Origin of the sequence: Candidatus Berkiella cookevillensis, from assembly GCF_001431315.2 — a bacterium.
Lineage (GTDB): Bacteria > Pseudomonadota > Gammaproteobacteria > Berkiellales > Berkiellaceae > Berkiella_A > Berkiella_A cookevillensis.
On the sequence record NZ_LKHV02000001.1, the window covers coordinates 779,515 to 806,029 of the forward strand.

21 protein-coding genes and 1 tRNA gene are annotated in these 26,515 nt (G+C 35.9%); 17 read left to right on the forward strand and 5 right to left on the reverse strand.

Going from position 1 to position 26,515, the window contains the following annotated elements:
- Positions 1–38 precede the first annotated feature (38 nt).
- The 9 genes from infC (at position 39) to CC99x_RS03560 (ending at position 6,790) form a co-directional block, all read left to right on the forward strand.
- Positions 39–587, forward strand: coding sequence for a translation initiation factor IF-3 (gene infC / locus CC99x_RS03520; RefSeq protein WP_057625369.1), 549 nt, complete (start codon positions 39–41; stop codon positions 585–587).
- A gap of 17 nt (positions 588–604) precedes the next feature.
- Positions 605–814 (forward strand): 50S ribosomal protein L35, encoded by a 210-nt coding sequence (gene rpmI, locus CC99x_RS03525; protein ID WP_057625368.1) that lies wholly within the window; start codon positions 605–607, stop codon positions 812–814.
- Between the two features lie 18 nt (positions 815–832).
- Positions 833–1,192, forward strand: coding sequence for a 50S ribosomal protein L20 (gene rplT / locus CC99x_RS03530; RefSeq protein WP_057625367.1), 360 nt, complete (start codon positions 833–835; stop codon positions 1,190–1,192).
- Between the two features lie 155 nt (positions 1,193–1,347).
- Complete coding sequence (gene pheS, locus CC99x_RS03535; RefSeq protein ID WP_057625366.1) at positions 1,348–2,370, forward strand: phenylalanine--tRNA ligase subunit alpha; 1,023 nt, start codon at positions 1,348–1,350, stop codon at positions 2,368–2,370.
- Between the two features lie 3 nt (positions 2,371–2,373).
- Complete coding sequence (gene pheT, locus CC99x_RS03540) at positions 2,374–4,449, forward strand: phenylalanine--tRNA ligase subunit beta (protein ID WP_057625365.1); 2,076 nt, start codon at positions 2,374–2,376, stop codon at positions 4,447–4,449.
- 2 nt (positions 4,450–4,451) lie between these two features.
- The gene (locus tag CC99x_RS03545) at positions 4,452–4,775 is read left to right on the forward strand and encodes an integration host factor subunit alpha (protein ID WP_057625364.1); all 324 of its coding nucleotides are present in this window, start codon (positions 4,452–4,454) and stop codon (positions 4,773–4,775) included.
- Between the two features lie 68 nt (positions 4,776–4,843).
- A tRNA-Pro gene (locus tag CC99x_RS03550) sits at positions 4,844–4,920 on the forward strand.
- Between the two features lie 378 nt (positions 4,921–5,298).
- The gene (locus CC99x_RS03555; protein ID WP_200953503.1) at positions 5,299–5,658 is read left to right on the forward strand and encodes an endonuclease domain-containing protein; all 360 of its coding nucleotides are present in this window, start codon (positions 5,299–5,301) and stop codon (positions 5,656–5,658) included.
- Positions 5,659–5,800: 142 nt separating this feature from the next.
- Positions 5,801–6,790: a S66 family peptidase gene (locus CC99x_RS03560; protein WP_057625396.1), complete on the forward strand. Its 990-nt coding sequence runs from the start codon at positions 5,801–5,803 to the stop codon at positions 6,788–6,790.
- A gap of 44 nt (positions 6,791–6,834) precedes the next feature.
- Here CC99x_RS03560 and CC99x_RS03565 read toward each other — a convergent pair whose 3' ends face one another.
- Both CC99x_RS03565 and CC99x_RS03570 read right to left on the reverse strand, forming a co-directional pair.
- Positions 6,835–7,158, reverse strand: coding sequence for a hypothetical protein (locus CC99x_RS03565; protein WP_057625362.1), 324 nt, complete (start codon positions 7,156–7,158; stop codon positions 6,835–6,837).
- Positions 7,155–7,442, reverse strand: a complete 288-nt coding sequence (locus CC99x_RS03570) for a hypothetical protein (RefSeq protein ID WP_057625361.1) — start codon at positions 7,440–7,442, stop codon at positions 7,155–7,157. The genes CC99x_RS03565 and CC99x_RS03570 overlap by 4 nt, the downstream gene beginning before the upstream one ends.
- A gap of 205 nt (positions 7,443–7,647) precedes the next feature.
- Between CC99x_RS03570 and CC99x_RS03575 the strand changes: the two genes are divergently transcribed.
- The 3 genes from CC99x_RS03575 to CC99x_RS03585 all read left to right on the forward strand — a co-directional run bounded on the left by CC99x_RS03575 (position 7,648) and on the right by CC99x_RS03585 (position 12,206).
- Positions 7,648–8,400, forward strand: coding sequence for an aminoglycoside phosphotransferase family protein (locus tag CC99x_RS03575; RefSeq protein WP_057625360.1), 753 nt, complete (start codon positions 7,648–7,650; stop codon positions 8,398–8,400).
- A 315-nt stretch (positions 8,401–8,715) separates the two neighbouring features.
- A complete protein-coding gene (locus CC99x_RS03580) occupies positions 8,716–10,152 on the forward strand; it encodes a hypothetical protein (protein WP_057625359.1) in 1,437 nt (478 codons plus the stop codon).
- Positions 10,153–10,508: 356 nt separating this feature from the next.
- Positions 10,509–12,206 (forward strand): hypothetical protein, encoded by a 1,698-nt coding sequence (locus tag CC99x_RS03585; protein WP_057625358.1) that lies wholly within the window; start codon positions 10,509–10,511, stop codon positions 12,204–12,206.
- A 62-nt stretch (positions 12,207–12,268) separates the two neighbouring features.
- On the opposite strand, the gene CC99x_RS03590 is transcribed toward CC99x_RS03585, so the two are convergent.
- Positions 12,269–14,578, reverse strand: a complete 2,310-nt coding sequence (locus CC99x_RS03590; RefSeq protein ID WP_057625357.1) for a RasGEF domain-containing protein — start codon at positions 14,576–14,578, stop codon at positions 12,269–12,271.
- A gap of 464 nt (positions 14,579–15,042) precedes the next feature.
- On the opposite strand from CC99x_RS03590, the gene CC99x_RS03595 reads away from it, so the two are divergent.
- Entirely contained in the window at positions 15,043–16,323 is a 1,281-nt protein-coding gene (locus CC99x_RS03595) for a hypothetical protein (protein WP_057625356.1), read from the forward strand.
- Positions 16,324–16,568: 245 nt separating this feature from the next.
- Here the strand turns inward: CC99x_RS03595 and CC99x_RS03600 are convergent, their stop codons facing one another.
- Positions 16,569–17,462, reverse strand: a complete 894-nt coding sequence (locus tag CC99x_RS03600) for a hypothetical protein (RefSeq protein ID WP_057625355.1) — start codon at positions 17,460–17,462, stop codon at positions 16,569–16,571.
- A 121-nt stretch (positions 17,463–17,583) separates the two neighbouring features.
- Between CC99x_RS03600 and CC99x_RS03605 the strand changes: the two genes are divergently transcribed.
- The 4 genes from CC99x_RS03605 (at position 17,584) to CC99x_RS03620 (ending at position 24,989) form a co-directional block, all read left to right on the forward strand.
- Complete coding sequence (locus CC99x_RS03605; protein ID WP_077065486.1) at positions 17,584–19,371, forward strand: PHA/PHB synthase family protein; 1,788 nt, start codon at positions 17,584–17,586, stop codon at positions 19,369–19,371.
- Between the two features lie 221 nt (positions 19,372–19,592).
- Positions 19,593–20,654 carry a GGDEF domain-containing response regulator gene (locus tag CC99x_RS03610; protein WP_057625353.1) on the forward strand — a complete coding sequence of 354 codons (1,062 nt, stop codon included), beginning with the start codon at positions 19,593–19,595 and terminating at the stop codon, positions 20,652–20,654.
- Between the two features lie 53 nt (positions 20,655–20,707).
- Entirely contained in the window at positions 20,708–21,532 is an 825-nt protein-coding gene (locus CC99x_RS03615) for a DUF2797 domain-containing protein (protein WP_200953501.1), read from the forward strand.
- Between the two features lie 295 nt (positions 21,533–21,827).
- The gene (locus tag CC99x_RS03620; protein WP_259596585.1) at positions 21,828–24,989 is read left to right on the forward strand and encodes a SidE phosphodiesterase domain-containing protein; all 3,162 of its coding nucleotides are present in this window, start codon (positions 21,828–21,830) and stop codon (positions 24,987–24,989) included.
- Between the two features lie 109 nt (positions 24,990–25,098).
- Here the strand turns inward: CC99x_RS03620 and CC99x_RS03625 are convergent, their stop codons facing one another.
- Positions 25,099–26,469, reverse strand: a complete 1,371-nt coding sequence (locus CC99x_RS03625) for an alanine/glycine:cation symporter family protein (protein WP_057625350.1) — start codon at positions 26,467–26,469, stop codon at positions 25,099–25,101.
- Positions 26,470–26,515 lie beyond the last annotated feature (46 nt).

The following is a 26,515-nucleotide window of genomic DNA, read 5'->3' on the forward strand; positions in this document are numbered from 1 at the left end:
AAACGTAGTTAATAAATGATAAGGAACGTGAAGGAGGAATGGCAATTAGCTCAAAAAAGTCAGACATTAAAATTAACAAGGCGATCACAGCGAGAGATGTTCGTTTAGTTGATCCGGATAATATTCTAGACCCGCGTATTTTAGGCCCTGGCCAACATATTGGTATCATGAGCCGATTTGATGCGCAGAAAATTGCGAATCTAATGGGTTTAGATTTAGTCGAAGTATCACCGAATACTGATCCGCCTGTTGTGCGCGTAATGGATTACGGGAAGTTTCTGTTTGGTGTTAGAAAAACCAAGAAAAAGCAGAGAGTTCAGAAATTAAAGGAAGTTAAGCTAAGACCCGTTACTGATGAAGGAGATTACCAGGTAAAACTACGCAACCTGTCGAGCTTCTTAGACCACGGGGATAAAGTTAAGATCACATTACGATTTAAAGGCCGCGAAATTACCCATAAAGATTTGGGGCAAAAGTTACTTGATCGTTTAAAACTCGATATCGCTGAAGTGGGTGTCGTTGATCAAGAACCTAAATTGGAAGGCAGACAAATGGTAATGGTGGTATCACCTAAAACTAAAAAATAAATGCGGAGTTGAGTTAAATGACTAAGAAAGTACGAACGAAGCTTAAAACGAATCGTGGCGCTTGCAAACGCTTTAAAGTATCTGCTTCAGGTAAAGTGCGTTACAGAAAAGCTAATCGTAACCACATCAAAACTAAACAATCTACTAAGAGAGTTAGACACGCTAAAGCTAATGGTGTCCTAACCCCACAAGATGGCAAATTAGTACTTGTAATGTTAAGAACCTAAGATAAGTAGAGGCAGAAAATGGCAAGAGTTAAGCGTGGCGTAACAGTTCGCAAAAAACATAAAAAGATTTTAAAACAAGCAAAAGGTTATTACGGCGCTCGTAGTCGTACCTATAAAGTTGCTAAACAAGCAGTTACCCGTGCGGGTCAATATGCTTATCGTGATAGAAAGCAAAAGAAAAGAGAATTTCGTGCTCTTTGGATTGTTCGTATTAATGCGGGCACAAGAGAGTTTGGATTGTCTTACAGTCGTTTCATGGATGGCCTTAAGAAAGCTAATATCGATGTTGATCGTAAGAACTTAGCTGAATTGGCTGTATTTGATAAAGCAGCTTTCAAAGCACTCGTTGATAACGCAAAAGCAGCATTAGCCGCTTAAGCCTAATAACTACCCATCTTTGTATGTAATTTTAGGCGCGATTCTTTACTGATACGTGCCTAAAGTCATAATACAAAGATCTATACTCAGATCAAATGGGTATACTCAAAGCATATTAAAAAAGGGAAGTATTTCCCTTTTTTTGTGAGGATTAAATGGAAGAGATTCATTCTTTACTTCATCAAGCAGAGAAAGAAATAAATGAGGCAACTGATCCTCAGAGTTTAGAGCACGTTCGTGTAAAATATTTAGGTAAGAAAGGGCATTTCACAGAAATTCTCAAAAACCTCAAAAATCTATCCCCAGAAGAACGCAAAGAAGTTGGTAAAGATATCAATCTTGCAAAAGATAAATTTCAAGATTCATTTGCACAAAGAAAAGACACATTAGACGTAGTAGCTCGCAATAAACAAGAACTTAAAGAATCAATTGATGTTAGCTTGCCTGGTCATCCTATTCAGATAGGGGCGCTTCATCCAATCAGCACTACCTTAGAAAGAATTTCTCAAATCTTTAGTCAGATGGGCTTTCATACTGAAACAGGCCCAGATATTGAGTCTGAATATTATAATTTTGAAGCGCTCAATATTCCTGAGCATCATCCTGCGCGTGCAATGCATGATACTTTCTACTTTAATGATAAGCATGTACTGCGTACACACACTTCACCTGTGCAAATCCGTGCCATGGAAAAGATGAAAGCACCGATTCGTATTATTGCGCCTGGTAAAGTGTATCGTTGTGATTCTGATGTGACCCATACGCCTATGTTTCATCAAGTAGAAGGCTTAATGTTAGATGAAGGCATTCATTTTGGGCATTTAAAAGGTATTTTAGAAGCTTTTTTACAGGCATTTTTTGAAGAAGATGTTAAAACGCGATTTAGAGCTTCTTATTTTCCTTTTACAGAGCCATCCGCTGAAGTGGATATGAGCTGTGTAAAATGTAAAGCCAAAGGGTGCAGGATTTGTAAGCAAACAGGTTGGTTAGAAGTTTTAGGTTGCGGTATGGTGCATCCAAAAGTTCTGGAATATGTAAAAGTCGATAGTGAAAAATACACTGGCTTTGCTTTTGGTATGGGCGTTGAGAGACTGACCATGCTTCGTTACGAAGTAGACGATCTACGACTGTTTTTTGAAAATGATATTAGAGTGTTAAAACAATTCAGTGGCGTATAAACCGTGAAATTTAGTCAACAATGGATTCAAGAATATGTGAGTGTGCTCTCAAGTACTGAGCAAGTGGTTGAGCTTTTAACCATGGCAGGCCTTGAGGTGGATAGTGTAGAAGAAGTACCAGGCTCAATCAGCCCCACATCTTTAACAGCTGCAACACAGCAAGATAAAATTATTGAAATTGATTTAACCCCCAATCGAGGGGATTGCTTAAGTATAAGAGGACTTGCTCGTGAGTTGTCTGTACTTACCAAGCAAGCTTTTCATGCGCCAAGCTATCCAGAGATCCCTGCACAAGGGCAAGATAGCGTAGATATACAAGTATTAGCGCCGGAATATTGTCCACGCTATGTTGGGCGTATTATCAAAAATATTAAGAGCAACGCACAAATACCTTCTTGGATGCAAGAAAGACTCAGTCGTTGTGACATACGCTCAATTCATCCCGTCGTAGACATTTTAAATTATGTCATGATAGAAATGGGCCAGCCCATGCATGCCTTTGATTTAAGTAAAATTGAGGGGGCTATTAGTGTTCGCTTGGCCAAAGCACAAGAAAATATCACTCTGTTAGACGAACAGAAAATTACTTTAAAAGATAATACTTTGGTTATTGCCGATAACACCGGGCCACTTGCGATTGCAGGTATTATGGGAGGATTATCCAGCGGTGTTTCTGAAGATACTCAAGATATCTTGCTGGAAAGTGCTTTATTTCTAAATAGTATGCAAGCAGGCAAAGCCAGACAATATGGTTTGCAGACTGATTCATCCTATCGCTTTGAGCGCGGTATCGATCCAACAGCACAAGTAAATGCCATTGAAAGAGCAACTCAGCTTATTTTAGAAATCTGTGGCGGCATACCTTGCCAAATACAAGAAGTGACACAAGCAGCATTTTTGCCAAAGAAAGAAGTGATTAGCTTGCGTTTACCTAGAATTACTAAGATTTTAGGGATAAATATTGAGCAAAACTTGGCTATTGAGCTTTTATCTCGCATTGGTTGTGAATGCAATGCGAATGGATCAGACGCTCTTTCTGTATTACCACCACAAAACCGATATGATTTGAACATAGAGGTCGATTTAATCGAAGAGTTGGCAAGAATACATGGCTATCAAAATATTGTTACGCATTTACCGATAGCTGCCTTGAGTGTGCCTAAGCAAAATGAAAAAAGAATTCCTGAGCAAAGAATTAAGCATGCACTTGTTGATCTCGGATACCTTGAGGCTATTAACTATAGTTTTATTGATAGTACTTGGCAAAAATTATTGTTTCCAGATCGTGAACCCATAGCGTTATTAAATCCTATTTCTCAAGATATGGATACGATGCGATTAGCCTTGTTGCCGGGTTTGCTCAAAACATTGCAATACAATCAGAGAAGACAACAAAGTAGAGTTATGATTTTTGAATTGGGTAATTATTATTACCAAGAAAAAGGTCAATCACAACAAAGACAAGCACTTGCTGGGCTTTGTGTCGGTATGCATTACGCTGATACATGGCGCAAAGAGCAGCGTCCTGTAGATTTCTTTGATCTCAAAGGCCACATTAATGCATTATGGCAGTTAACAGCTAACACACCTTTGAGCTTTGAAGCTGTGGATGATCTGTTGAATCAAAAAGGTAAGTCTGCTGCTATTTTATATGAAGGCAACAGAATAGGTTTAGTGGGTAAATTAAACACACATTTGCAGAAGCAATTAGATATAGAAGGCGATGTGTATTGGTTTGAATGTCTTTTAGAACCATTTTTAAATAAGCAAATTCCAAAACTGCTAAGACCGTCTAAATTTCCTGAAATTCGAAGGGATATTGCGGTTATTGTTGATAATAACGTACAAAGCGAAGCACTTACCAAATTTGTTGGCAGCATGACTGATGAGTTGTTGCAAAGTGTTAATATTTTTGATGAATATAAAGGCAAAGGCATAGCAGACGGTAGAAAAAGTATTGGGCTAGGCTTGATCTTACAACATCCTTCACGCACTCTAGTGGATGATGAGGTTAATACCTTAATGCAGTCCATTATTGATGGGTTGAAGAAGGAATTCGCAGCTGAACTGAGGGAATAAATATGACATTGACTAAAGCTGAATTAGCTGAATCGCTCATTACCGAACTTGGTATGAATAAACGTGATTCAAAAGAGTTAGTAGATTGTCTATTTGAAGAAGTGAGAGCTACTTTAGAGAATGGCAAGTCTGTCAAAATTTCAGGTTTTGGCAATTTTGAATTAAGAGATAAAAGCCAACGACCTGGGCGTAATCCTAAAACAGGTCAGGATGTTGAGATCAGTGCACGACGTGTTGTGACCTTTAAAGCGGGTCAGAAACTAAAAGCGAGGGTTGAAACGCCTAAAGGTGAGGTTGCGCATCACAATTCTGGAGACGAGGACTAAAATTTTGTCCACTTTCTTTTGACTTAGCAAGAAAAGTAGGTAAAATCCTACTCTTACATTTCTTTCATCGGGGCGTAGCGCAGCCTGGTAGCGCACATGCATGGGGTGCATGGGGTCGAAGGTTCAAATCCTTCCGTCCCGACCAAAATTCTCCAAAAATTTCTAGCATATTTAACATTTCACTTTTTAAGAAAATGAGCTTCCATCAATAAGGCTGAGGCAGGCTTTGATCACTGTATTTGTATTAATAGCTAACTAAAAAACTTCATTTAAAAGAGATTAATCAAAGCAGTCTGGATAAAAAACATCACCAACAAGTGAAGCTATTATTAGAAGTGTTTCTTTCTTTTGTGATTATTAATGCCTATACAAATATATAATTTGTTGGTTAGCTATTTCTTAGTGGTGCAAAGCGCCCTATGCCCCCTTTGGAATCAAAGGGGGTCGCCGTTTTACGGCGGGGGGATTTATCATTTCAGATTAAGCTAATATAGAAAGTTATATGAGTTGTGACAAATCGATAATGAAAAATAACGCACGATATTTGCGTGCTAATATGACAGAGCATGAACTGTTAATCTGGTATTACATTCGCAGGAAAAAAATAAATAATATCCAATTTTATCGCCAAAAACATCTTGGCCCATTTATAGTTGATTTTTATGCACCTTCTATAAGATTAGTCCTCGAAATTGATGGTTCACAGCATTTTGAAAAGGAGCATTGCGAGCAAGATAAGTTTCGTGATGCATATTTAAGAAAAGCAAAAATACATGTTTTAAGATTCAATAATCATGAAATTAAATATCAGATGAGTAGTGTGCTTGAAAAATTAAATGATGTCATAGAGCAGATAAAACAGTTTGGAACAGTGAGAGATTGATAAATCCCCTCGCCGTAAAACGGCGACCCCCTTTGATTCCAAAGGGGGCATAGGGCGCTTTGCACCACTAAGAAATAGCTGACCAACAAATTACATACTTATGTAGGTATTAATTTTTTATTAAGGGAAAATTAACATGAAAATAATACCAGAAAAATTAGTCGAAGGTGATCAACTAAGAGTAATTGCTCCCTCCAGAAGTTTAAAAATCATATCTGAAGAAAATATCAACCATGCAGTGAACGCAATAGAAGCGCTTGACTTAAAGGTAACTTTTGGAAAAAATGTCAATGAAATTGATATGATGTCATCGTCTTCAATTGCTTCTAGGATAGAAGATTTACATGAGGCTTTTTCTGATAAAAATGTTAAAGCGATTTTGACTGTCATTGGTGGTTTTAATTCAAATCAATTATTCCGTTATATTGATTATGATTTGATAAAGAAGAATCCAAAAATATTTTGTGGCTTTTCAGATATCACAGCTTTGCAAAATGCAATCTACAGTAGAACAGGATTAATCACTTATTCAGGCCCTCATTTTAGTACTTTCGGGATGAAAAAAGGGTTTGAATATTCATTAGACTATTTCAAAAAAATCTTCTTTCAGCAGAAAAGAATTGAGCTAATGCCTTCGGAGCAGTGGGCAGATGATGCTTGGTTTTTGAACCAAGATGATAGAACATTTTATGATAATGAGGGATATTGGCTTATTAATGAAGGCAATGCCAAAGGCACAATTGTGGGTGGGAGTTTAAGTACGATTCAATTACTTCATGGAACGTCGTATATGCCGTCACTTGAAAATTCTATTTTATTTATTGAGGCAGATGCGATAACGGATGGAAATTTTGATGTTGTTGAGTTTGATAGAGATCTTCAATCGCTTATACATCAACCAAATTTTGATAAAGTTCAAGGAATATTGATTGGTAGATTTGAAAAAAAATTCAATATGAATTTAGAACAATTAAAATTCATTATTAGCTCAAAGCAAGAATTACGGAATATACCTATTATCGCGAATGCAGATTTTGGTCATACGATGCCAATATTTACATTTCCAATTGGTGGCTTATGTGAAATAAGTGCTTCTGAGGAAAATATAAAGATTGAGCTGTTCGAGGAATAGGGGGCTATGATAAATTTCAAAATCGAAGATGCATTGCTGATAAATTATGGGTGCGGAGTGATTGCAATGATAGTAATTTGTTGCTTATTGGGACCATAACACCAAAATATTCGATATGCACCAGGTGTATTATTTTGAGCATAGGCTTCAAAAAACTTTTCTTTTGGGTTAAATGGGTTGTTCAACGAAGAATACTCGTGCGTTTGTAAGCCAGGATGCCTTGGATTGGCCTCTAGCAATCTTAATGCCTTATTTATCTGTTTGTATAACCCAAATTGACGAGAGTTTTGTGAGCTTTGTTTTGCTTTTTCCCTTAAATCTAGCAGTGTACTTTGCGCAACAGGTTGATAAAGAAGTTCAAAGCTCATTTGTGCGTCCTTTTACTTTGCTTTTCAGTCTCTTCTAACCATGCTTCATCTTCTTCTAAATTGAAGCTAAGAGGTTGTCCTTTACCCTGCTTGGCTTGCTCTAACCCTTGTCTTACCGCTGTAAGAGCATCTTGGTTTTTATATAGCCAGGCTTCTTTTTCTGGAATGACTTGAACAGGTATCAATTCGATATTTCCTTCTTTTACATTGAGAGAGAACATCTTATTTGCAAACTCTTTACCAAGACAAAGCCGGCCAGATGCATCGGTTGTGTATGTTTTCATAGCACATTGTCCTTATAGTTAATTCTTTAGTTAATTAAGTATAGCACCAAAATGCCATAATACCAATATTCCTTAATTCCATAACGGTAATAATATAAACAAGTATTTACACTATTTAGTGTGTATATTCTCTTTTTTTGACTTTAGAATACATTTGAGATCTATGTGTTCAAGCACCTTGTGTATTGCTTTATTGGAGAAGAAGATGGCTTTAGTCCTAAACAATGAGGTTCATCGAGAAAGCGGTTACTGGACCAAACAAGTTCATCAATTTCTTCACTTTTTACGAGAGCAAGGTTTCACGCAAGCGCCAGAGCCATTAGGATTTGATGAACAGGGACGAGAAATTGTCAGTTTCGTAAAAGGACAGACATGTGACTATCCCTTATCAGATGAGGTAGCTTCACTAGAGGCATTAGTATCTGCAGCAAAGCTTTTACGTACCTATCATAATGTTTCACAAAGTTTTTTAAACGAGATTACGACAACTAATCAAACGTGGATGTTGTCTTGTCGAGATCCCCAAGAGGTTATATGTCATAGTGATTTTGCACCCTATAATATTTGTTTTGAGGGGAAGCAAGCGGTTGGCATTATTGATTTTGAGACAGCGCATCCAGGCCCACGTGTATGGGATATTGTCTATGCGCTGTATCGATTTGCACCCTTTTCAAATCCAAAGAATATAGAAAGCTTTGGTGGAATCGAAGATCAAATTTTAAGAGCATATTTATTTTGCAATGCATATGGCTTGAATGAAGAAAGTAGAATTGGGTTGGTTGATTTAATGCTTGAGAGATTACAAGCCTTATTGAGTTTTTTAATGCAATCTGCTCGAGAAGGAAATAAAAAATATGTATTGAACATGCAAGCAGGCCATCACTTAACGTATTTGGCAGATATTGAATATATAACATTACATAAATTACGGATTGAGAAGGGCTTGATAAAAATTTAAGGATGCTTAACCAAAAGAATTAAAAGACAACCTTTATAAAATATTTTAATAAGATGAGATAATAATATCACTACTTTAACGATTGATTGGCAAACGATTGAAGGTAATACCAAAACGCGTGCATACGATATAGCATGATTGATAGAGATGGTATTCTTGTATCTTATATGACAATGTGTGCAAAAAAATAACAATAAACCAAAGATCTCTAACAATGCACAGATAGCTAAGCTGTTTTTTATAGAGCAAGCGTGTAAAATAAGGAATATTTTTATGAGTTAAGTTGACTGACAATGTTTGTAGGAGTTCTCTCAAATGTTAAAATCTATAAGCTTGATGGCAAAAGATATTGCCAGCCATATTGGCTCACAGACAACGCAAGAAGAACCTACTACTTTAACAGGAAAATTTGTCAAAAAAGCAAAGCAATTAAATGCAATGGCAAAAGGTACTTTTGAAGAAAAACCCAAAACACCCTCTATAGATAATCAAGCAGAAAGCTTAGTTGATGCCCAACATAGGCTTGAATTTGCTTTGGGTGAAAGGCTTGCGCTTGATGTTGCGTATAGACCGATAAGCTTACAACAACATATTATTCCATTGCTTGAAGAAGACAATAATCTTCGAGATTATAAAATTGTGACGCTTGATTCTGGTCATGGTGGTATCGTTGGAAACATTTTGATACCGTCTTCACACAATAATGCTGCGCGTGTTTATGTTAACTTTCGTGGCACAGATTCTCATACTGCGGCAACTTTTCATTTAGATTTAGAGCATTGCGCAGGGGAAGAGTCTTTTCATCGCCATTTACCGCAGATCATGAAGCAAATTAATCAGGCGATTGCAGAAGCATCAGGCTCTGAAGAGAGAGAAGTTGAGCTGATTATTTCTGGTCATAGTTTAGGCAGTGCATTGAGTCAATATTGCTTGAATGCCACTATGCTCTTTTCTGCACTTCATTTAAAAACTGCCCTAGAAGAAAAACAAGTTGATTCTGATACACAAGAATTGATTGGAAATATACAAGAAAATTTTAAGCAATATTTATTGAAGCAATACTGTCTTAAAAGGCAAGAAATAGCGCTTGAGGATTATCGGTATTTTTCAAGAATTAGCACATTTAAAATAAATAGCTGGAGTACAATTGGTGTTAGCAATGCAGTTGAACACAGTACTAATGTATTGGCAGATATTTTAAAGTTAAATGGAAAAAATATCATAGGTCGATTTTTGAGAAATACACTTGATATTGTTAGCAAATTGGGTGAAGGAAATTCTTTATCATCGTGTAATGCAGATGTGACTTATCTGGAGATTGAAGATCGCAGTCTCAATCTTAATCGATCTGCTCTTGCAGGTGCCATTACGGGGATTGCCAGTGGCATGCTTTTGGGTGGCGTACCCGGTATCATCATTGGTGGTGCTACCGCTGTTTATAATGGATTACGCCCTTTGCATTTAGCACATGGTGATTGTAATTTTGGAAAATATGGTGAATTACTTGTGGGGAAGCAGTATAGGATCTTTAGCAATGAAACATTGTTGGGAAAAAGAAAAATTGCAGAAATTTCAGAAGATAAATTAACTGTTTTCCAAAAGCCTGTTTTATACAAAGCAAAAAGCCTATTAAAGCAGGCTGGTAATGTTGGAAGTGAATTCAAAAAAAGTGCGACAGTTGGCATTGTTGAAGTCATTAAAGCGGTTGATAGAAGTGTTGAGAAGACTGTTAGAATAGGTTGTAAGAAATAAGTTATTTAAATACTTCTAGACGCTATCATCATCGCAGGTGCGCTTTTCCTTCTGGAGAAAGCGGGTTGGTGCTTCGTATGTTCCTTTGCGTGATGAATTGCTACAAAAAAAGTACTGACTCTTCGCTAACATACTTGTGTAGAAGAGTCAGAGAGGTATAGTCTTCGCTCTCTCGCAATCCTCATATACTTTTATGTACATTCCGGTTACTCGAGGCTTGACGCCTACCCGACATTGTGCCCCTTGCGGGTAAAAGTCATGTGCTGTGACTATATAGAGAGTAATAAGCACTTGCAAACAAAGATACTCTGTATTATTTTCACAAGTTATATAGCGTATATTAAAGATAGATCTACATGGTTGATATTCTAACAATAGAAAAAATTAAAAGAAAACTCAAAAACAATAGTTTGCCTACCGATTATAAGATTAAAACACCTACTACATTAACAAATAGAGAGCTTATTCATCTTTTATCGCTTTTTCGTGATAACGATCAGATGATTAATTTCATTGTGTTATTGAGTACAACACGATCAATTGAGGTACAAGCAAATAATCAATCAATTGCTTTGGGTTCAGCTGAAAAATTTATTCATGCCTATAGCGCAAATGGCTTATATCCGGCATTGCTAAATGCACAAAAACAGAAAATAATCATTGAACATTTCCAAAAAAATAGATTTACAAGAGTACAATTATTTTATTTGATAAAAAATTTGGATAAAAGTCAAGTGCGAGATTTGATTCTAAGCGTAAGCTGTTTCATGTCAAAAGATCTAATTTTCTTATGTAATGATATTCAAAAATTAGCAGAGCTAAAGTACGATACCATTAAATTACTGTACCATCATTTTAATCCTATACGCCATTGGAAGAGCACAGCAACTCCGTTGCTGGATATGTATTATTTTACTTATAGAGCTGGGCATGTTTTAGGTTTGACAAAGGCCATTGAAATTGAAATAGAGGGTAAAAAAATATTATTAAAACCAGGTGGTGAGTATGATGAAGTATCGATGAAAATTCTAGTAGAAAAATTAGAGCAGTATAGAGAATATGAGCCATCTACTACCATAGAATTTATTTATAAAGCGATGAAGCGTTCTTATGGATTTATCAAATATAATTCAAATGAATACAAACCTGAAGCCACAAAAGAGTTTTTGAAAGACTATCACAACAAACAATTAGTTTATCTTTCATCTGGATGGTATGGGCATACGGTCGCTGTTGGGCTTTATGGTAGATTTCTCGTTGTTGCAAATCGTGGGCAAGCTTGTGATCCACGGTATGGGACTAAAATTTATACAATAAGTAATCCCAAATTAATCAATGAAAAATTCATTAAAGCACTTGTTGGTAGTATTGAAAATTCAGCCGTTTTTAATAAGTTATTAAGCACTGTCGTTGGATTGAACAATCCTTTAGTTCATTTGCGCTCTAAGCCTCAAAAACGTGGTAATTGCACTTTTGCAAACCCGAAATCTATCAATGAAGCTTTTATTATCCTTTCGCAAATAGCACCCTTTGCTACGGATCAAGAACTACAAACTATTGCACTGAATGAGGTGCGTAGAGCCAAATATAAAAAATTCACAAGATTTATACGAGCAAGAGAAGTTGATGAATTGATCAAAAATATGTTTTACGCAAAAAATGAAACTTTGATAAATTTTTATTCAGTTTTAGTAAAAGCTATTATCCATGAGCATCATGGTAAAGATAGGGGCTATATTAAAGATGATCAAGAGGCATTGCTTGCATGTGAATTATATGAAAGATGTCCTCAGCATATTAAATTACATATCAAAAAAGATTCAGAATTCATGGTACTCATGAAAAGATTGAAAGAGCAGAGAGAAGATATTTTCTATGATCGTAATTGGTATAGACCCGACCAATCAGCACGTATTGTTCAAATCTATCGTGGTTATTACAGCCATAAAGTAGCAGTAAAAAAAGGATATATTACAGATATTGATGGCGCTGATGTACCCAAAATGCATTTTAGCTATAAAATGGCGAGACGATTAGCCGTTATTGCAAGATGATAGCTGTAGCCTGTCTCGTCTCTATCCATTTGTAATAGAGATGAGACAGATAGAAGGGAGTGTTATTTGCGTTCTAAAGCTTTTTTACTGGAAGGGGGCTTGGTTTGTGAGTCTTTTTCTTCTGAGAATGAAGAAGAGAATGAATCCTTTTTGCGTTGTTTGGCAGATGCCAAGGCCAAGGGCGTGTATCTAGGAGAGAAACTGTCGAGTGATAATTCACCAATTTCTGGTATAGATTCTAAAAAAGTCGAATCATCTCTTTGATCTGATGAGGAGGGAGTGGGAGAGCGTTTCTTTTTAGGGGTCGTTTCTGTTTTACGTCGCTCGTGACGTGGGGTTCCCATTGTGGTTGTATGAGCTCGTGGGCGCGAGGTTATCGATGTATCAATGATTTCTTGTTGAGGATCTAAACTGAGTTTTTTGATATTTGTTGTTAATTCAGTGACTGTATCTGCATCGTGATATTTTCTGCTGGTACTTGGCTTTTGAGATTTGCTTTTTTGTGGCGCATCGACTATCTCAGATTTTGGCATGTCTGCCTTAAAATTTTTGATGATCACTTCGCATAATCTAACAAGTACATCAATTGTTTCTTGGGGCGCTGCTTGTTTGATTAAAGAATTGGATAGCAGTTTTTTTGCTTCTTTGCCAGTGTATCGCTTTGAGGCTTGTTCAACAACAAGGGGCGCATGTATGTCTTTGCAGAATTTTAACACCTCTTCAAGTTTATGAAGATCAAGTGTCTCGTCAAGTTGAATGATTTTTGCTGGCTCTAATTGATAAGAATACCAATAGGTTGCCCTTTCAGAATAAACAAAATCTTCTAATTTACGCATGAAATCTGTTTGATAAGATGTTGCGCTTAGATGTCGTAATGTGCATAAATAATCAAAATGCTCGGAAAATTTTTGATTTAATTTTCCAAACAGCGTAATTCGGTCTGTAAGTTGCGTATTTTCTGAAATTTTATCTTTATCAGCAGAATATATTGCAATCACTGGAATACATTCAGGAAACTGAGAGGTTAAATCACGAAGTGTTTTGAAAGAACCTTGATTACTGAAGATATTGTCATATCTTTGTAGTCTTTGTAAGATGCCATCATATTTGGGTAGTCTTTGTTTATTATCCTCTGCTAATAACCCTTGGTTAATGCATTCCAAACGCCGTATCACATTGAATTGTAGGCCAGTATATATAGCGAATGCAGCTGCAAAATTGTATGGCATGTTGTTGCTTGTACTTAAAGGTTCTTCTTTTAGACAATGTTTGATGACATCTAGGTAAAATTTATATTGCTGTATTGCTATCTCTATGGTTGGTGCAAGCAATATGTCCATGCAAACCATTTGCGAGAGTTTATTTGTGAGCGTAGATATTGCTTGAAACGCAGCGTTACTTTCTGCTTTCTTGAGTATATTTATAGCGAGAAAATTTTGTGGTGTTAGTTGCAAGCTTGCTTCAGTAAATGCTTTTGCTAAATCAAAGCTCAAAGCAATAGCAGATTGATGAGAGCCAACAGAAGATATTGAGTTGTGGCCATATAGTTGTTTAATTTTTGCTGTTAAAGATGCCATGGCGATCACATTGCTCAAGGGATAGAGAAACTTTTCGAGTGCTGCTTGAAACTTTGGTGTTGCTATCCATTCATTCTTGTTGTCAATGCGGATTAATTCTTTTATAAGATAGATGCAAGATAATTTTGCTTCCCAAGTCATTTCTTTGTAATCTTGAGTAAGCATTTTTAGAATCTCTAAAGGATGCATTTCTTCTACTAGGCCGTATGCGATTTGAGACAGAAATGCAGGTGTGAGTTCTGTGAGTGATTCGCTTTTAGAATCTGATTTTCGCTTATTTGCGTCGAGAGTGATAGGTGTAAAAAGACTGCGTAAAAAAATGGCTGTTTGCTTTTTCTTATCAGAGACAAGAGTTTTTTCTACATTATCATCGATTTTTTCTTCAGTTGAGTCTTCAAAAATAGGTAATTTTATAGAGAAGCTATGTAAACCACAATTACGCAATGCATTATCTACATCTTGATTAAAAGATGTAGTCGTGCTCTTAGGTAAACTTAAGGGGTAGTTTTTATGGAAAAAATCTAAGAAATCTTCTCTTTGCTGAATAGTCGCATGATAATAAGGCGCATAGCCATGTTGATCGGGGGTGAAAGGACTTACATCTCGTTTTACCAGAGCTGCAAAAACCTTCTTAAAACCTTGGTTTGCTGCCCAGTGAATAGGACTTAAGCCTGAAGAATCGCTTTCTTTTAAGTCAACGCCCCCTTTTTTTATCAATGATAAAGCCGCTTTTTCATTTTTGGCTGCTAATAGTTCATTTAAAGTTGGGGCTGAATATGCGCCATTGGTGCTCATTTATTATTTAACCTCATAATATATACTTTTGCGTGCCAACCTAATGCTTTTTGATAATAAGGTCAAGAATATTTTAAAGAATGTCTGATATAAATTGAGTTTTTGCTATTTTTATGTTTATGGCTTATTTTGCATTCGCTCAGTGTGTATGCACGGCACAGTAGGAGAGAATAATTTTTAATTGAGAATACTCAGAAATATTATTCTTTACTGCAAAGTATCTTAAGAGATAGGAGAAATTTTGATGAATAGCTGTTAATTAGAGCTTTGGTTTCGTATCATTTTTATTGTTTGTTGAATAACTTTTTTGATTCTCTTAAGCAAATGTGGTATTTAATTTTGCCTATTAACGTCTGGCATAGCGATCATATCTCCGATATTTTTCTCATCGATTTGCTGACGGTAATCTTGACTTAATTTAGGTAAGGTAAAGACAATACCGTCCTTCAGGGAGGATGGGCAAAATGTCTAATACAGACGAGCCTTGCTTAGATGTAAACTCGATTATATATCCTTATGCGAAGACATTATTTCTGAATGACCAGCAACAAAGATGGTTTTTGGATTACTATTCTGAGCATTTAAAATCTTATGTTATTAGATTGGTGGAAAAAGAGTTTTTTGCAAAGCAAAAAATTTCAAATTTACAATTGCAAATTATTTTCCTGCGCCAGTATTTTTCTTATATTTCTAGAGATATAGAATATCCTTCAGAAAAGCTATTACCATTGCTTAATGGATTAGAGCATATTGATGCTTTGGTAAAAGATTTTGAGAATGCCTGCTTCAAAAATATTTATTATCAGCAGCATGGTTTTACGCTTAGCTCATTTTATCCAGGAAATTACGTTGCAATTATTAAGAAATTGTTGCAAAAAACATTGATTTTATATATGCATGATAAGTTGCAGCAAGGGTTAATAAACGAGCCAGACCAGTTTTTATATAAAGAGAATTTAAAATGGCTTATGGCTCAGCTTCATTCAGAACATGCGCCTATCACTGTGGGACACACAAAAGATCAAAAAAATAATTATAAACCAAATTTGCTTTGGTATTTTTTAAATGGGAGCAATCGCTTACCTTTATTTTTACAGATGGAGATATATTATTTTAAAGCGAATATGCAACGCTTAAGATATTGGATTCAATACTTATCAGAAAACACGGGTGATTTAAAAAATGGTCTGATTGCCTTTCCCATGAGTGCTATTGTATTTAGTTTAAATATTATATTTTTGCTGCTCATGCCATATCGTTTTTTACGAACAATAGTAAATGAATGCTTTTATTATATCATGAGACCGATAACGAAATTTCTATTGGAGCTAGCGCCCAATGATAGAAATAATGCTGCATCCTATGCATCAAGAGCGTCGTTAAATATTTTGATTTATGGTGGGTTATTAGCTATATTTAGTTTGCCACTCTTGCCGTTGCCGCATTTTTGGCTACCTACGATTCTTTTTACACCTTATCTTGCTTTAATTCCTTTGGGATATTTGTTGATTGTTCCTGTATTGGCAATTTGTGTCAATGTGTATAAACAGGAATTTAAAAGTGACGATGAAGAAAAAATAAGTGTTAAGATGGAAGAAACCATTGAAGCACAGAATGCTAAACCAATTTTGTATCAATACAGAGCAGTAAGAGATGGGTTGGATACTTATATAAATCACACGAGTGAAAAAATGGACGTACAGAGCACTTTGGAGGAGACAGCAGCACTTCGTTGTTCTCGATGAGTGCAACGAATCAAAACGCTCTAATGCCCCGTCGTTGCGAGCAAAAGATGCTAGAAAAAGATGAAATAAGGGATAAACTATAAAGTCTTTCTTACCGCGCTCTTCTTAAAGATTTCTGGATAGATTGCTTCGTCGCTACGCTTCTCGCAATGACGTTCCCTGAATGTACTCTAAGGGCACATAAAGCGATAAGTATGTCAGACCTTACACACAAGATGTGTGTATTTCGTAGATCTTAGGTGCGGTCAAAAACTATGAATATACCTATGTGCTCGGATAGCGGGTAAAAATGGCGTAGGATCTATTTTTACATCGTTGCGAATGACCCTGTTTTTATCTTTTTCTTGTTTGAGTTTGGGAGCTTTAAAATTAGGATAAGGTGTATTGCTATCTGCAGGGAAGAAAATGGGCATAGGGCCTTTAATCATGAGACGCTTAATATGATTATCTATATTGAGAACAATATTGGCTCTCAAATGAGGGGCAAGTTCTTGAATAATCGCCAGGTGTTCATGTGGAGAAAGACTGTATAGTTTTTTACGTTGTAGCTCAATACTTTGGCTATTGCCTTTTTGCATGAGTAATTTTTCAGCTTCTTGAAATGTAATTTTTTTGATAGAACGCGTATGTGCCCAAGTCCAACTGATCTTTTGCGGAGCGCTTTCTAAAATGGGGATTTGTCGATAGCATTGCTTTAAATGTATTCTTGATAAGCCCAATGGTTGTAGTGTATGGACTGCTGTTTGAGAACGCTTCTTGAGTATAACATTGAATTCTTTTAGTAGATAATTGTCTTTCGTTGATAGTTTCAATGCTTTTAGAGATAACATTGCCTGCTTGAAAGCATTTTTTTTATCATTAAGTTCAGAAACTAATTGTAGCGTATGCTGAGATGCGCCTATAAAGCCTGCTGAAATAAGAATTTCTCTGGGGGCTTGATTATCAAGATATTCCAGTTGCCGAATAATTGCACAGGCCATATCACGATGAGAAGAAGAAGGGGAGATGAGTTTTTCTTGTTCTTGCATCCAAGAGACTAAGTGTGCATCTGCCATAATGGCATCACAAAGCGCATTAACGTGTGTTGTCAAAGAATCAAAGGTATTAACGATATTAATTCGAAGTTCGGATTCTAACATTGTGTGAAGTTACATCTAGCTTGTTGTAATACTTGTTTGTTGATAGCATAATTTATCGTTGCATAGCTGACAAGCTTAGATTCATTAACCTCACATCACTGCTTTCAATATGAATGGAATCATGATTACAGAAAATATAAAACTTACCAACGTAGAATTCGTTGAACTATATCAACAATTTTTAAGTCACTATCTTGACAATAAACCAACTGACTTAGAATTTGCAATGGCTCAATTTCAAAATATTATGAATAAATATATGCAGTGGATGCAGTCTTGCGATGTGAGTCATTTCATGCAAGTACAATCTGATTATGTGCAAGATTATTTTAAGTTTGTTGAGCATTTTCAGGGGCAATTTAAAGATAAAACAGATACGCCCACATCAGATGACAATGTGCCCTATATTAAACCAGATTTAGCCGATAGACGTTTTCAAAGTGAAGATTGGCACAAGCAACCACTTTATAGTTTCTGGATGCAAAATTACTTGCTGTTTTCAAAGCATATGCAGAAATTTATGACTGGGCATCAAACTGAAAATAGCCGTTTAAATAAGCAAGTCGATTTCTTTACTCAATTTTGGATCGATGGCTTGTCTCCGAGTAATTTTCATTTAACAAATCCAGAAGTCGTTAGACAAACCTTGTTGTCTAAAGGAGAAAGTGTTGTTCAAGGCTTTCAAAACTTTATGAAAGATGTGGTTCAAAATGGTAGTCAGTATCAGTTTAAAATGACAGATATGCAGGCATTTGCTGTTGGCGATAACATTGCTGTCACCAAAGGCAAAGTCGTATACAGAAATAGAATGTTTGAACTGATTCAATATTCTCCAACAACGCCAAATGTCCATGCCATTCCATTACTTATTGTTCCGCCTTGGATTAATAAATATTATATTTTAGATTTGAAAGAAAAAAATTCATTTGTAAAATGGATTGTTGATCAAGGTTTCACAGTTTTCATTATTTCTTGGGTAAATCCAGATATAAGCTACAAATACACGTCATTTGCAGATTATATGCAAGCGGGTGTATTAGAAGCGACCAAAGTGGTTAAAGAGATCACCAATCAATCTAGTATTAATGCACTTGGATTTTGTATTGGTGGCACGCTTTTGGCTGCAACCATGGGTTATCTCAAAGCACACAATAGAAATGATATTCAATCAACAACTTATTTGACATCACTAATAGATTTCTCTTATACCGGCGATGTTGAAGTTTTCATTGATGAACAGCAGGTGAATAATCTAAGCAAATTGATGGAAAGAGAAGGTGTATTGAGTGGCAGACGATTGATGCTGACTTTTAATTTGTTGCGTGCTAACGATCTGTTCTGGTCTTTTTATATCAATAATTATTTATGTGGTAAACAACCTTTTCCTTTTGATTTACTTTATTGGAATTGTGATAACGTCAATTTACCTTATGAAATGCATAAATTCTATTTAGAAAATATGTATTTAAAAAATAATCTGGTTAAGCCTAACCAATTAGTGTTAGCAGATACACCTATTGATTTAAGTAAAGTGGCTGTGCCTTCATATTTTTTATCTACAGAGCAAGATCATATTGCGCCATGGCAAACAACGTTTAAAGGTGCACTTGCTTTACAAGGTGATCTTACCTTTGTATTAGGTGGATCAGGCCACATTGCAGGTGTTGTGAATCCTCCAAATAATCAGAAATATGGTTATAAATACACCTCAAAAAATACCAGACAATATCAAACAGCAGAAGAATGGCTAGCGCATGCTCAAAGCTTTCCAGGCTCATGGTGGACGCATTGGGGAGAATGGTTACTCAATCGCTCTGGAGAATCCATTGCTGCTAGAATACCTGGTTCTGCGACTTATCCTCCTCTTGAGGATGCTCCTGGACAGTATGTAAAGAAGAAAACGAGCTAAAAAAGTCGAAGAAATTACTCCATACGAGAGTAATGCTGGTCAGTTAAGTGCTGAATTCGTAGGGGCTGTCCCTACATAATAAGAGAAGGTTCATTTTTATCCAATCTGATAAAAATGAACCTTTTTCTTCGTTTTTTCCTAAAAAATGTTCTTATTGCTCTATCCTTTAATCTAATAAAGACATTTTCAATGGTTAAGAACTGGCAATATAGGCAGCTTTCATGAAGATACTTATCTGTGATGACGATAATGTAAATCTAGCAATGATAGAGAAAAATTTTTTAGAACTGGGACATAAATCAATTTTTGCATTAGATGGTATAGATGCAATAGAAAAATTCAGCATCGAGCAGCCTGATTTGGTTTTGATCAGTGAAGATTTATCACATATAAATGGTTTTGAGACAACAAAGAAGATAAAAGAAAATTGCTATGATTTTACAGATTGGATTCCTGTTGTCTTTATGAGTAAAAACTTAGAGGATGACACAATCGCAAAAGCAATCGAGGCAGGTGCAGATTTTTTTCTGCGTAAGCCGATGTCGATTCAATTATTAAAAGCAACTATCAAGGCAATGCGTAGACTGGTATCTTATAGGCAGAATCTCATTGATTTTGGACATCAATTGAGGGAAGTAAATGATAAATTATTACTTTCTAATCAATTATTGTCGGAGTTATCACTGAAAGATCCGCTTACACTCTTGGCAAATCGAAGAGCGTTTGAAGAAAATTTAGAGCGCATCTGCCGTCAAGCAATACAGAATAGAAAGCCTGTTTCTCTTTTAATGATCGATGTAGATCATTTCAAAACCTATAATGATACTTATGGACATCAAGCCGGTGATATTTGTTTGCAGAAAGTAGCAAGTACTTTCAAATCCCCTGTGGAAGGCAGTAAAAATATTATTGCTCGATATGGTGGAGAAGAGTTTGCCATTATTCTTCCAGAGACAGAGCAAGCAGTGGCAGCTGCGATTGCAGAAAGGATTCGAGGGGCAGTACAGTTATTAGAACTTAAAAATATTGGTACGCTGAGGGGTTTTGTGACCTTAAGTATTGGCGTATCAACCTCATCGCCCGACGTTCCTTTTACTTCAGAATCACTGGTATCGGCGGGTGATGAAGCACTTTATCATGCAAAAGAACAAGGAAGGAATATTGTTGTTGTCTCAGATCGCCAGGTTAACATGACGCGTGGCTTTCATGCCGGTAAATATAAAGTACTTAGAAAAACACCAAACGACGCAGAGAAACCGGATAGTTTGAATGATATATTATAAGCTGATAATTATGGTATAGTTCGTTAAAGAAACTTATCTTAATAGTTGTATTTGTGAATAAAATTGGTAGACTTTCTAAAATGGTGGTGTCTCATACATCGCCAGTATCTTATGCGCTTCCCCTTGGAGAATTTTTATTGCCATTGAATGATTTAATTGGTAAATCATTCGCATTAGAGTTTACTGGTCTTATTCAGTGTATTGCTTGTGGTCGCGAGATCAAAAAAAGCTTCCAACAAGGTTATTGTTTTCCCTGCACTCGGAAATTAGCACAATGCGACTTATGCATTCTTAAGCCTGTATTGTGCCATTATCATAAAGGCACTTGTCGAGAGCCTCTGTGGGGAGAGACACATTGTATGATTCCTCATGTCGTATACTTATCCAATACATCTGGTTTAAAAATTGGTATTACACGAAAAAACCAAGTACCTACGCGATGGATTGATCAAGGTGCTGTTGCTGCTATTCCTGTTTTTGAGGTTTCTACACGTCGTATCTCTGGAATTATTGAAGCTGAAATGGGTAAAAGTATGTCTGATAGAACCAGTTGGCAAGCGATGTTGAAGGGGGGGATACCGCCACTCAATCTTGTTGCAGAAAAACATAAACTGATTACAGCAACTCAAGATTTACTTGAAAAAACACGCACCGAATTTCCTAACGAACAGATTAACATTGTTCGTTCAGATGAGGTTTTTGAATTTCAGTATCCAGTTTTAAAATATCCAAGCAAAGTGACTTCTTTATCTTTTGATAAGACTCCTAGAATTGAAGGATCTTTGCTTGGCATCAAGGGACAATATCTTATCTTTGATGTTGGGGTTGTCAATATGCGAAATTTTGGGGGATATAACCTTAAGCTTTTATTGCTCTGATAGCGGATATTCTTGAGCTGGTTTTTCATGTTGTTTTGGTGGGCCCAAAGCAAGCCATCGCGAATAAAGTAGCATACTCTATGCCTAATACTTCTTCAGTACTTGACCAACGTTGTCTTTATCAAGACAAGAGTTGACTCCTTATCTTAATTTAGACGATCAACTTTGGTAAAATGGGTATTTTTGATTATTCATTAAGTCATTATGTATTCGTGAGGTAAACATGAAGTCCGGTCCAGACACAGAGATGAAACGAAAAAGAGATGAAATGGATTACTCTGAAGATATTAATTTAATGTATAAAAAAAAGAAAGCTCAAGACAGTGCAGAAAACCAAATAAAATTTAACAATCAATCACTTGAAGAAAAATATCAAACGGTAATTAAAGATCCGCTTTATACTAAAATTTCTATTGAAACATTACATGAATGTTTTTGCTTGCTCGAAGAAGCGGGGTGGAATGAAGCAGAACACAGCAAATTGTACATGGGACTTCTGAATAATCCCAACTATGCGAAAGATTTGGTGGATTATTTTAAACAATTAAAAGCATGCGGATATGTTTTCGAGGAATATGAAATATACTATTGCAAAGGAATTAAATATGCTTGTTATACTAAAGATTTAACTGAAAGTTTTGGATGTTTTGAAAAAATAGAAGCTCCTCTTAATACAAAAGGCTTATTTTTGCTTCAGCCAATGATTGAAAAATCAAAAGAGGCTCATCATTTATTTCCGTATTTAAAAGAACTCAATGAGATGGGATTTACAGATGAAATCATCTATTCAAAATTGATTGAGTATTCTGGTTACGCTAAAGAATTAATGGAATCTTTGAAATATTTAAAAGAAAAGGGATTTTACTATTCTGAATGTAAAAAGATGTATATCAATTTAATGCATCAAGCTTCTTTTGCTAGAGAATTGATTGAATGTATTCAAAATTTTAAAGAAATGGGATATAGCTATACTCAGCATCAAAGATATTATGATAGTTTAATTGATTATCCTCATCAGGCTAGAAAACTTGTTCAGGCTTTTAAAGATTTAAAAGAAGCGGGATTTAGCTATGAGAGCCATTCATTGCTTTATGATGTAATAGCAGCTATGCCTGAAAAAGCTAAAGAATGTATAGGGTGCTATAAAGAAATTGAAAACTTTGGTTTTCCCTTAGAAAAAAGCAAGATTCTTTTTTTGTCTGTAATAAACAATTCTGATTATTCATTAAAGCTCCTCAAGGGATTTCTTTTATTAAAAGACTCTGGTTTTAACTTAGAAGAACATGAGCAGCTTTACTGGAAATTAACAAACAGACCCTCTATGGCTGATCAAATAGCTGAAGGATTTGAGCTGCTTAAAGAAATAGGTTTTGAATATACAGAATACCCATTGTTGTATCAGAAATTTTTGGATAATATAGAAAATATTGAGTTATTCTTAATAAAATGTAGAAGTTTTAATGCGGGTGTATTTCCTTACACGCAGTTTAAATCTTTTTATCATGCTTCTATACTTTATCCTGATTTTGCCCAATATATCATAAATAATTTAATCATTTTTAATCCCAAAGATCATGTTTCATTATTTAATGATATATTTTCATTATTAACTGTTTTAAATCCTAATCGTAGCCTAATTATAAGAAAAATTAAAAAACTAGTTCAATATGCTGATACAAATGTCATTTTAACGCCCATTGATGAAGGGTTTATCCAGCAGAAAAAAGAATTGAACGCTCTTTTAAGAGAGGAGTTCAGCTTTGTGGAAGGCCCTCTTAAGAAGGCATCTGCTACTTACGAAATTGAGCGCATTCTAAAACAAATAGCTGAATGTAATGGAGAGGGTGTTCGTCTTGATTACACTGATTGGCGTTGTTATGTATTGACGCTTCCCAATCAGGAGACTATCAATATAAGCTTACTCCTAAGAAATGCCAATTTAAGCCAGTTAGAACTCAATGATTCTCTCCTAAACTCAATAGATAAAATGATTAAATCAATTTATTCAGAATGGGATGAAATGCTTGGTCGTGCAGAAAAGACTGTACAAACATTAAATGATTGTTTGAAAAAAGCATTGTATACGTATATAGGTAATTATCGATATAAAAATATTGGGCTTGTTTTCCGAGCTGAGGCACTTGATGATAAATTTTCAATTATCAAAGTTGCAGAACATAAAAATAAAGAAGCATTACTTTGTTTTATATTGGGTTGTTTAATTAATGATGCAACTAATAAACTTAATAATTTAGCAATTCCTCCTCAAGTCGAGGATATTCTTCTTGATAGAGCTGAGTTTTTAACAAACGAAGTACTTGCCGGGCGTTTAGCGAATCCTTGGTATTTTCCGGCGTTGACTAGTTTTAGTGCAAGCAAAAAAGGATCGGTTGCTTTTCAAAAAGCAGGAATGGTTCGAACAAAGTTAGAAAATCCTCCTAGCGTACTCCCAATTGTAAATAAGCTTGAAAATGAGGTTCTTTTTTCACAAGGAGAACAAATCATAACCACTCAAGGGCCTGGATTTTATGTTGCACGAATCATAAATAGCCCTTCATTAGAAAAGGCAAATCAATATTGGTCAGATCAGGCGCTTCAATGGGCATTAGAACATTATTTATCTAAGCCATATAAAGAGTGTCCGAGTACTATTAAGATAGGAGATAAAAATATTAACCGACCTAATCATAATCTACCGCATGTATTTAGGGTGAAAAATGCCATTGAATTAGTGATTCATTATTTTTCTCGATATGCGATAGAGGATGATTTTAAAGAGTTTTGTCAAGAATGTTCTTTAGAAGAAATAGAATGGCTTCGAGTTGCGGCCGCTTTTAGTGTAACTGGTCGAGAAAGTGAGATTAATGCTGGTAGCGATCTTGAACGATATGATAGATATCGAGAGTCATCAGCCACTCATTTTATAGATTTCGTGAATAAAACAAAAAATATGCAGTTGCCTGAGGTCGCACACATGGCAGAACGTGTAAAACATGTTGTTCGATATATGGGAAATCCCAGTTATGAAAAGCAATCTGACGGTGCATTTGGTATTAATAACCATCCTGACGCCAGCGAGCGTCAACGCAGAAATTTTTATTATCGAATTCTATCGGTGGCCCATAAATTAGATTTACCTCGTTGTTATACTGCCTCTCAGTATGAAGCGTCGATGAAACTTTGCCATGATTTATCTTTAGTAAGCGATAGCCAAAAAAATGATTATTTAGAAATGATTCGGTATAACATTGAACTCATAAAAGCCCATGGAGGACTTTTAAGTTGCGACTTGACGATGCAGGGGAAATTTGTTGATACTCATATTCCTTATCAACCTATTTATGTGGAGTCTAGCACTTCTCTTAAACGTATTTATGAAATCAGTCAAACAATTACTAAACCAGAGATAATGAATCCAATCTCGACTCGACACGATATCGTGTGTTTAAGCCCCTAAATAATGGAAAGCGCTTTGCAAAGGGAGGGATATAGTTGGTTTATTTTTCTATGAATTTTGAGAGTATTGTAGGGCGGACAAAGCAAAGCGTGTCCGCCCCCTTGTTACTTTAAACTATCCTAGCTGTATCTGATTTGCTTGCCTTCTTCATTACCATATTCCAGTCTGGTTTCTTAATCAAACGCAATACACGATTGAATAGCAGCACAAGTGCAGAGATATTAATCAACAACATCAAGTTCATGAATAAATCTGCTAATGTCCATACAAAAGTTACAGTGAAGTAAGCACCCAATGGGATGGATAAAATAAAGATATATTGAAAAACTTTAATATATTTACGACTAAATAAAAATTCAATTGCTTTATCCGCACAAAATGACCATGTCAAAATAGTAGTAAAAGCAAAGAAAAAGAGTGTGATAGTGATTAAATGTCCGGCCCAATCATATCCAAAACCTTTTTTGAAGGCCTCAATACATACATTTGTGCTTTCTAAGTCAGTAATAAGCCATGCGTCTGTTACCATCAAGACCAAGCCTGTCAGCATGCACACGATCATGACAATTAATGGTGAAAGTGTACTAATCAAACCTTGAGTCAATGCTGTGCGTACACGGTTTGTTTTGCTGTCAACAGATGAGTGTAAAATAGGTGCAATACCGACACCGCAATCTGTTGCAAACAAGCCTCTGTCAAATCCAGTTCTTATGCCTTCTAATACGGTGTAGCCAATGACACCTGATGCCATGGGTAAGGGTTGAAATGCAGCTTTTAAGATCAATGCAAGAGAAGGAATGATTTTTTCGAAGTTCATCAGTATCAGTGATCCACAGGCTACTATATAGAAGAGAGCCATTAATGGAACCACTCTGGAGACAACTGCAGAAAATCGGTGTAATCCGCCTAAAATAACACCACCGACTAAGATGGACATAAGCACGCCAATCAGCATTGGATGGATACCTGCCTCCATAATAGGAAGGGCAAGAGAATTCATTTGCACAAAGTTTCCAACTGTAAATGCTGTGAGAATTGTAATAATACAAAAGAATTTAGCGGTCTTTTTAAGGCCAAGTGCTCTATGTAGGTAATACATAGGCCCACCCACATATTCTCCTGCTTCATCTCGGGTGCGATATAAAACACCCAAAGTACAACCCACAAATTTTAGGACGGAGCCAAGGATTGCCATAACCCACATCCAAAATAGTGCCCCTGGACCACCCATTGTAAGTGCAACAGCAATACCAGCGATATTTCCGGTTCCAAGGTTGCCACCCAACACCGCGGATAATGCGCTAAATGAAGTCGCATGACCATCTTCTTTGAGCTCTCTATCGCCAATGAAGAATGACCACGCACGTGATATATGCGTAATTTGTACAAATCGTAATTTGATGGAAAAATAGAGGCCAACAATGGCTAAAACGGGGATAAAGAAGTATAAAGAAAGGCTTGTTTTTATTAGTTCTATCATTATGTTGGGTAGGTTTACAAATAAAAATCAACATTTTACGGAGGCA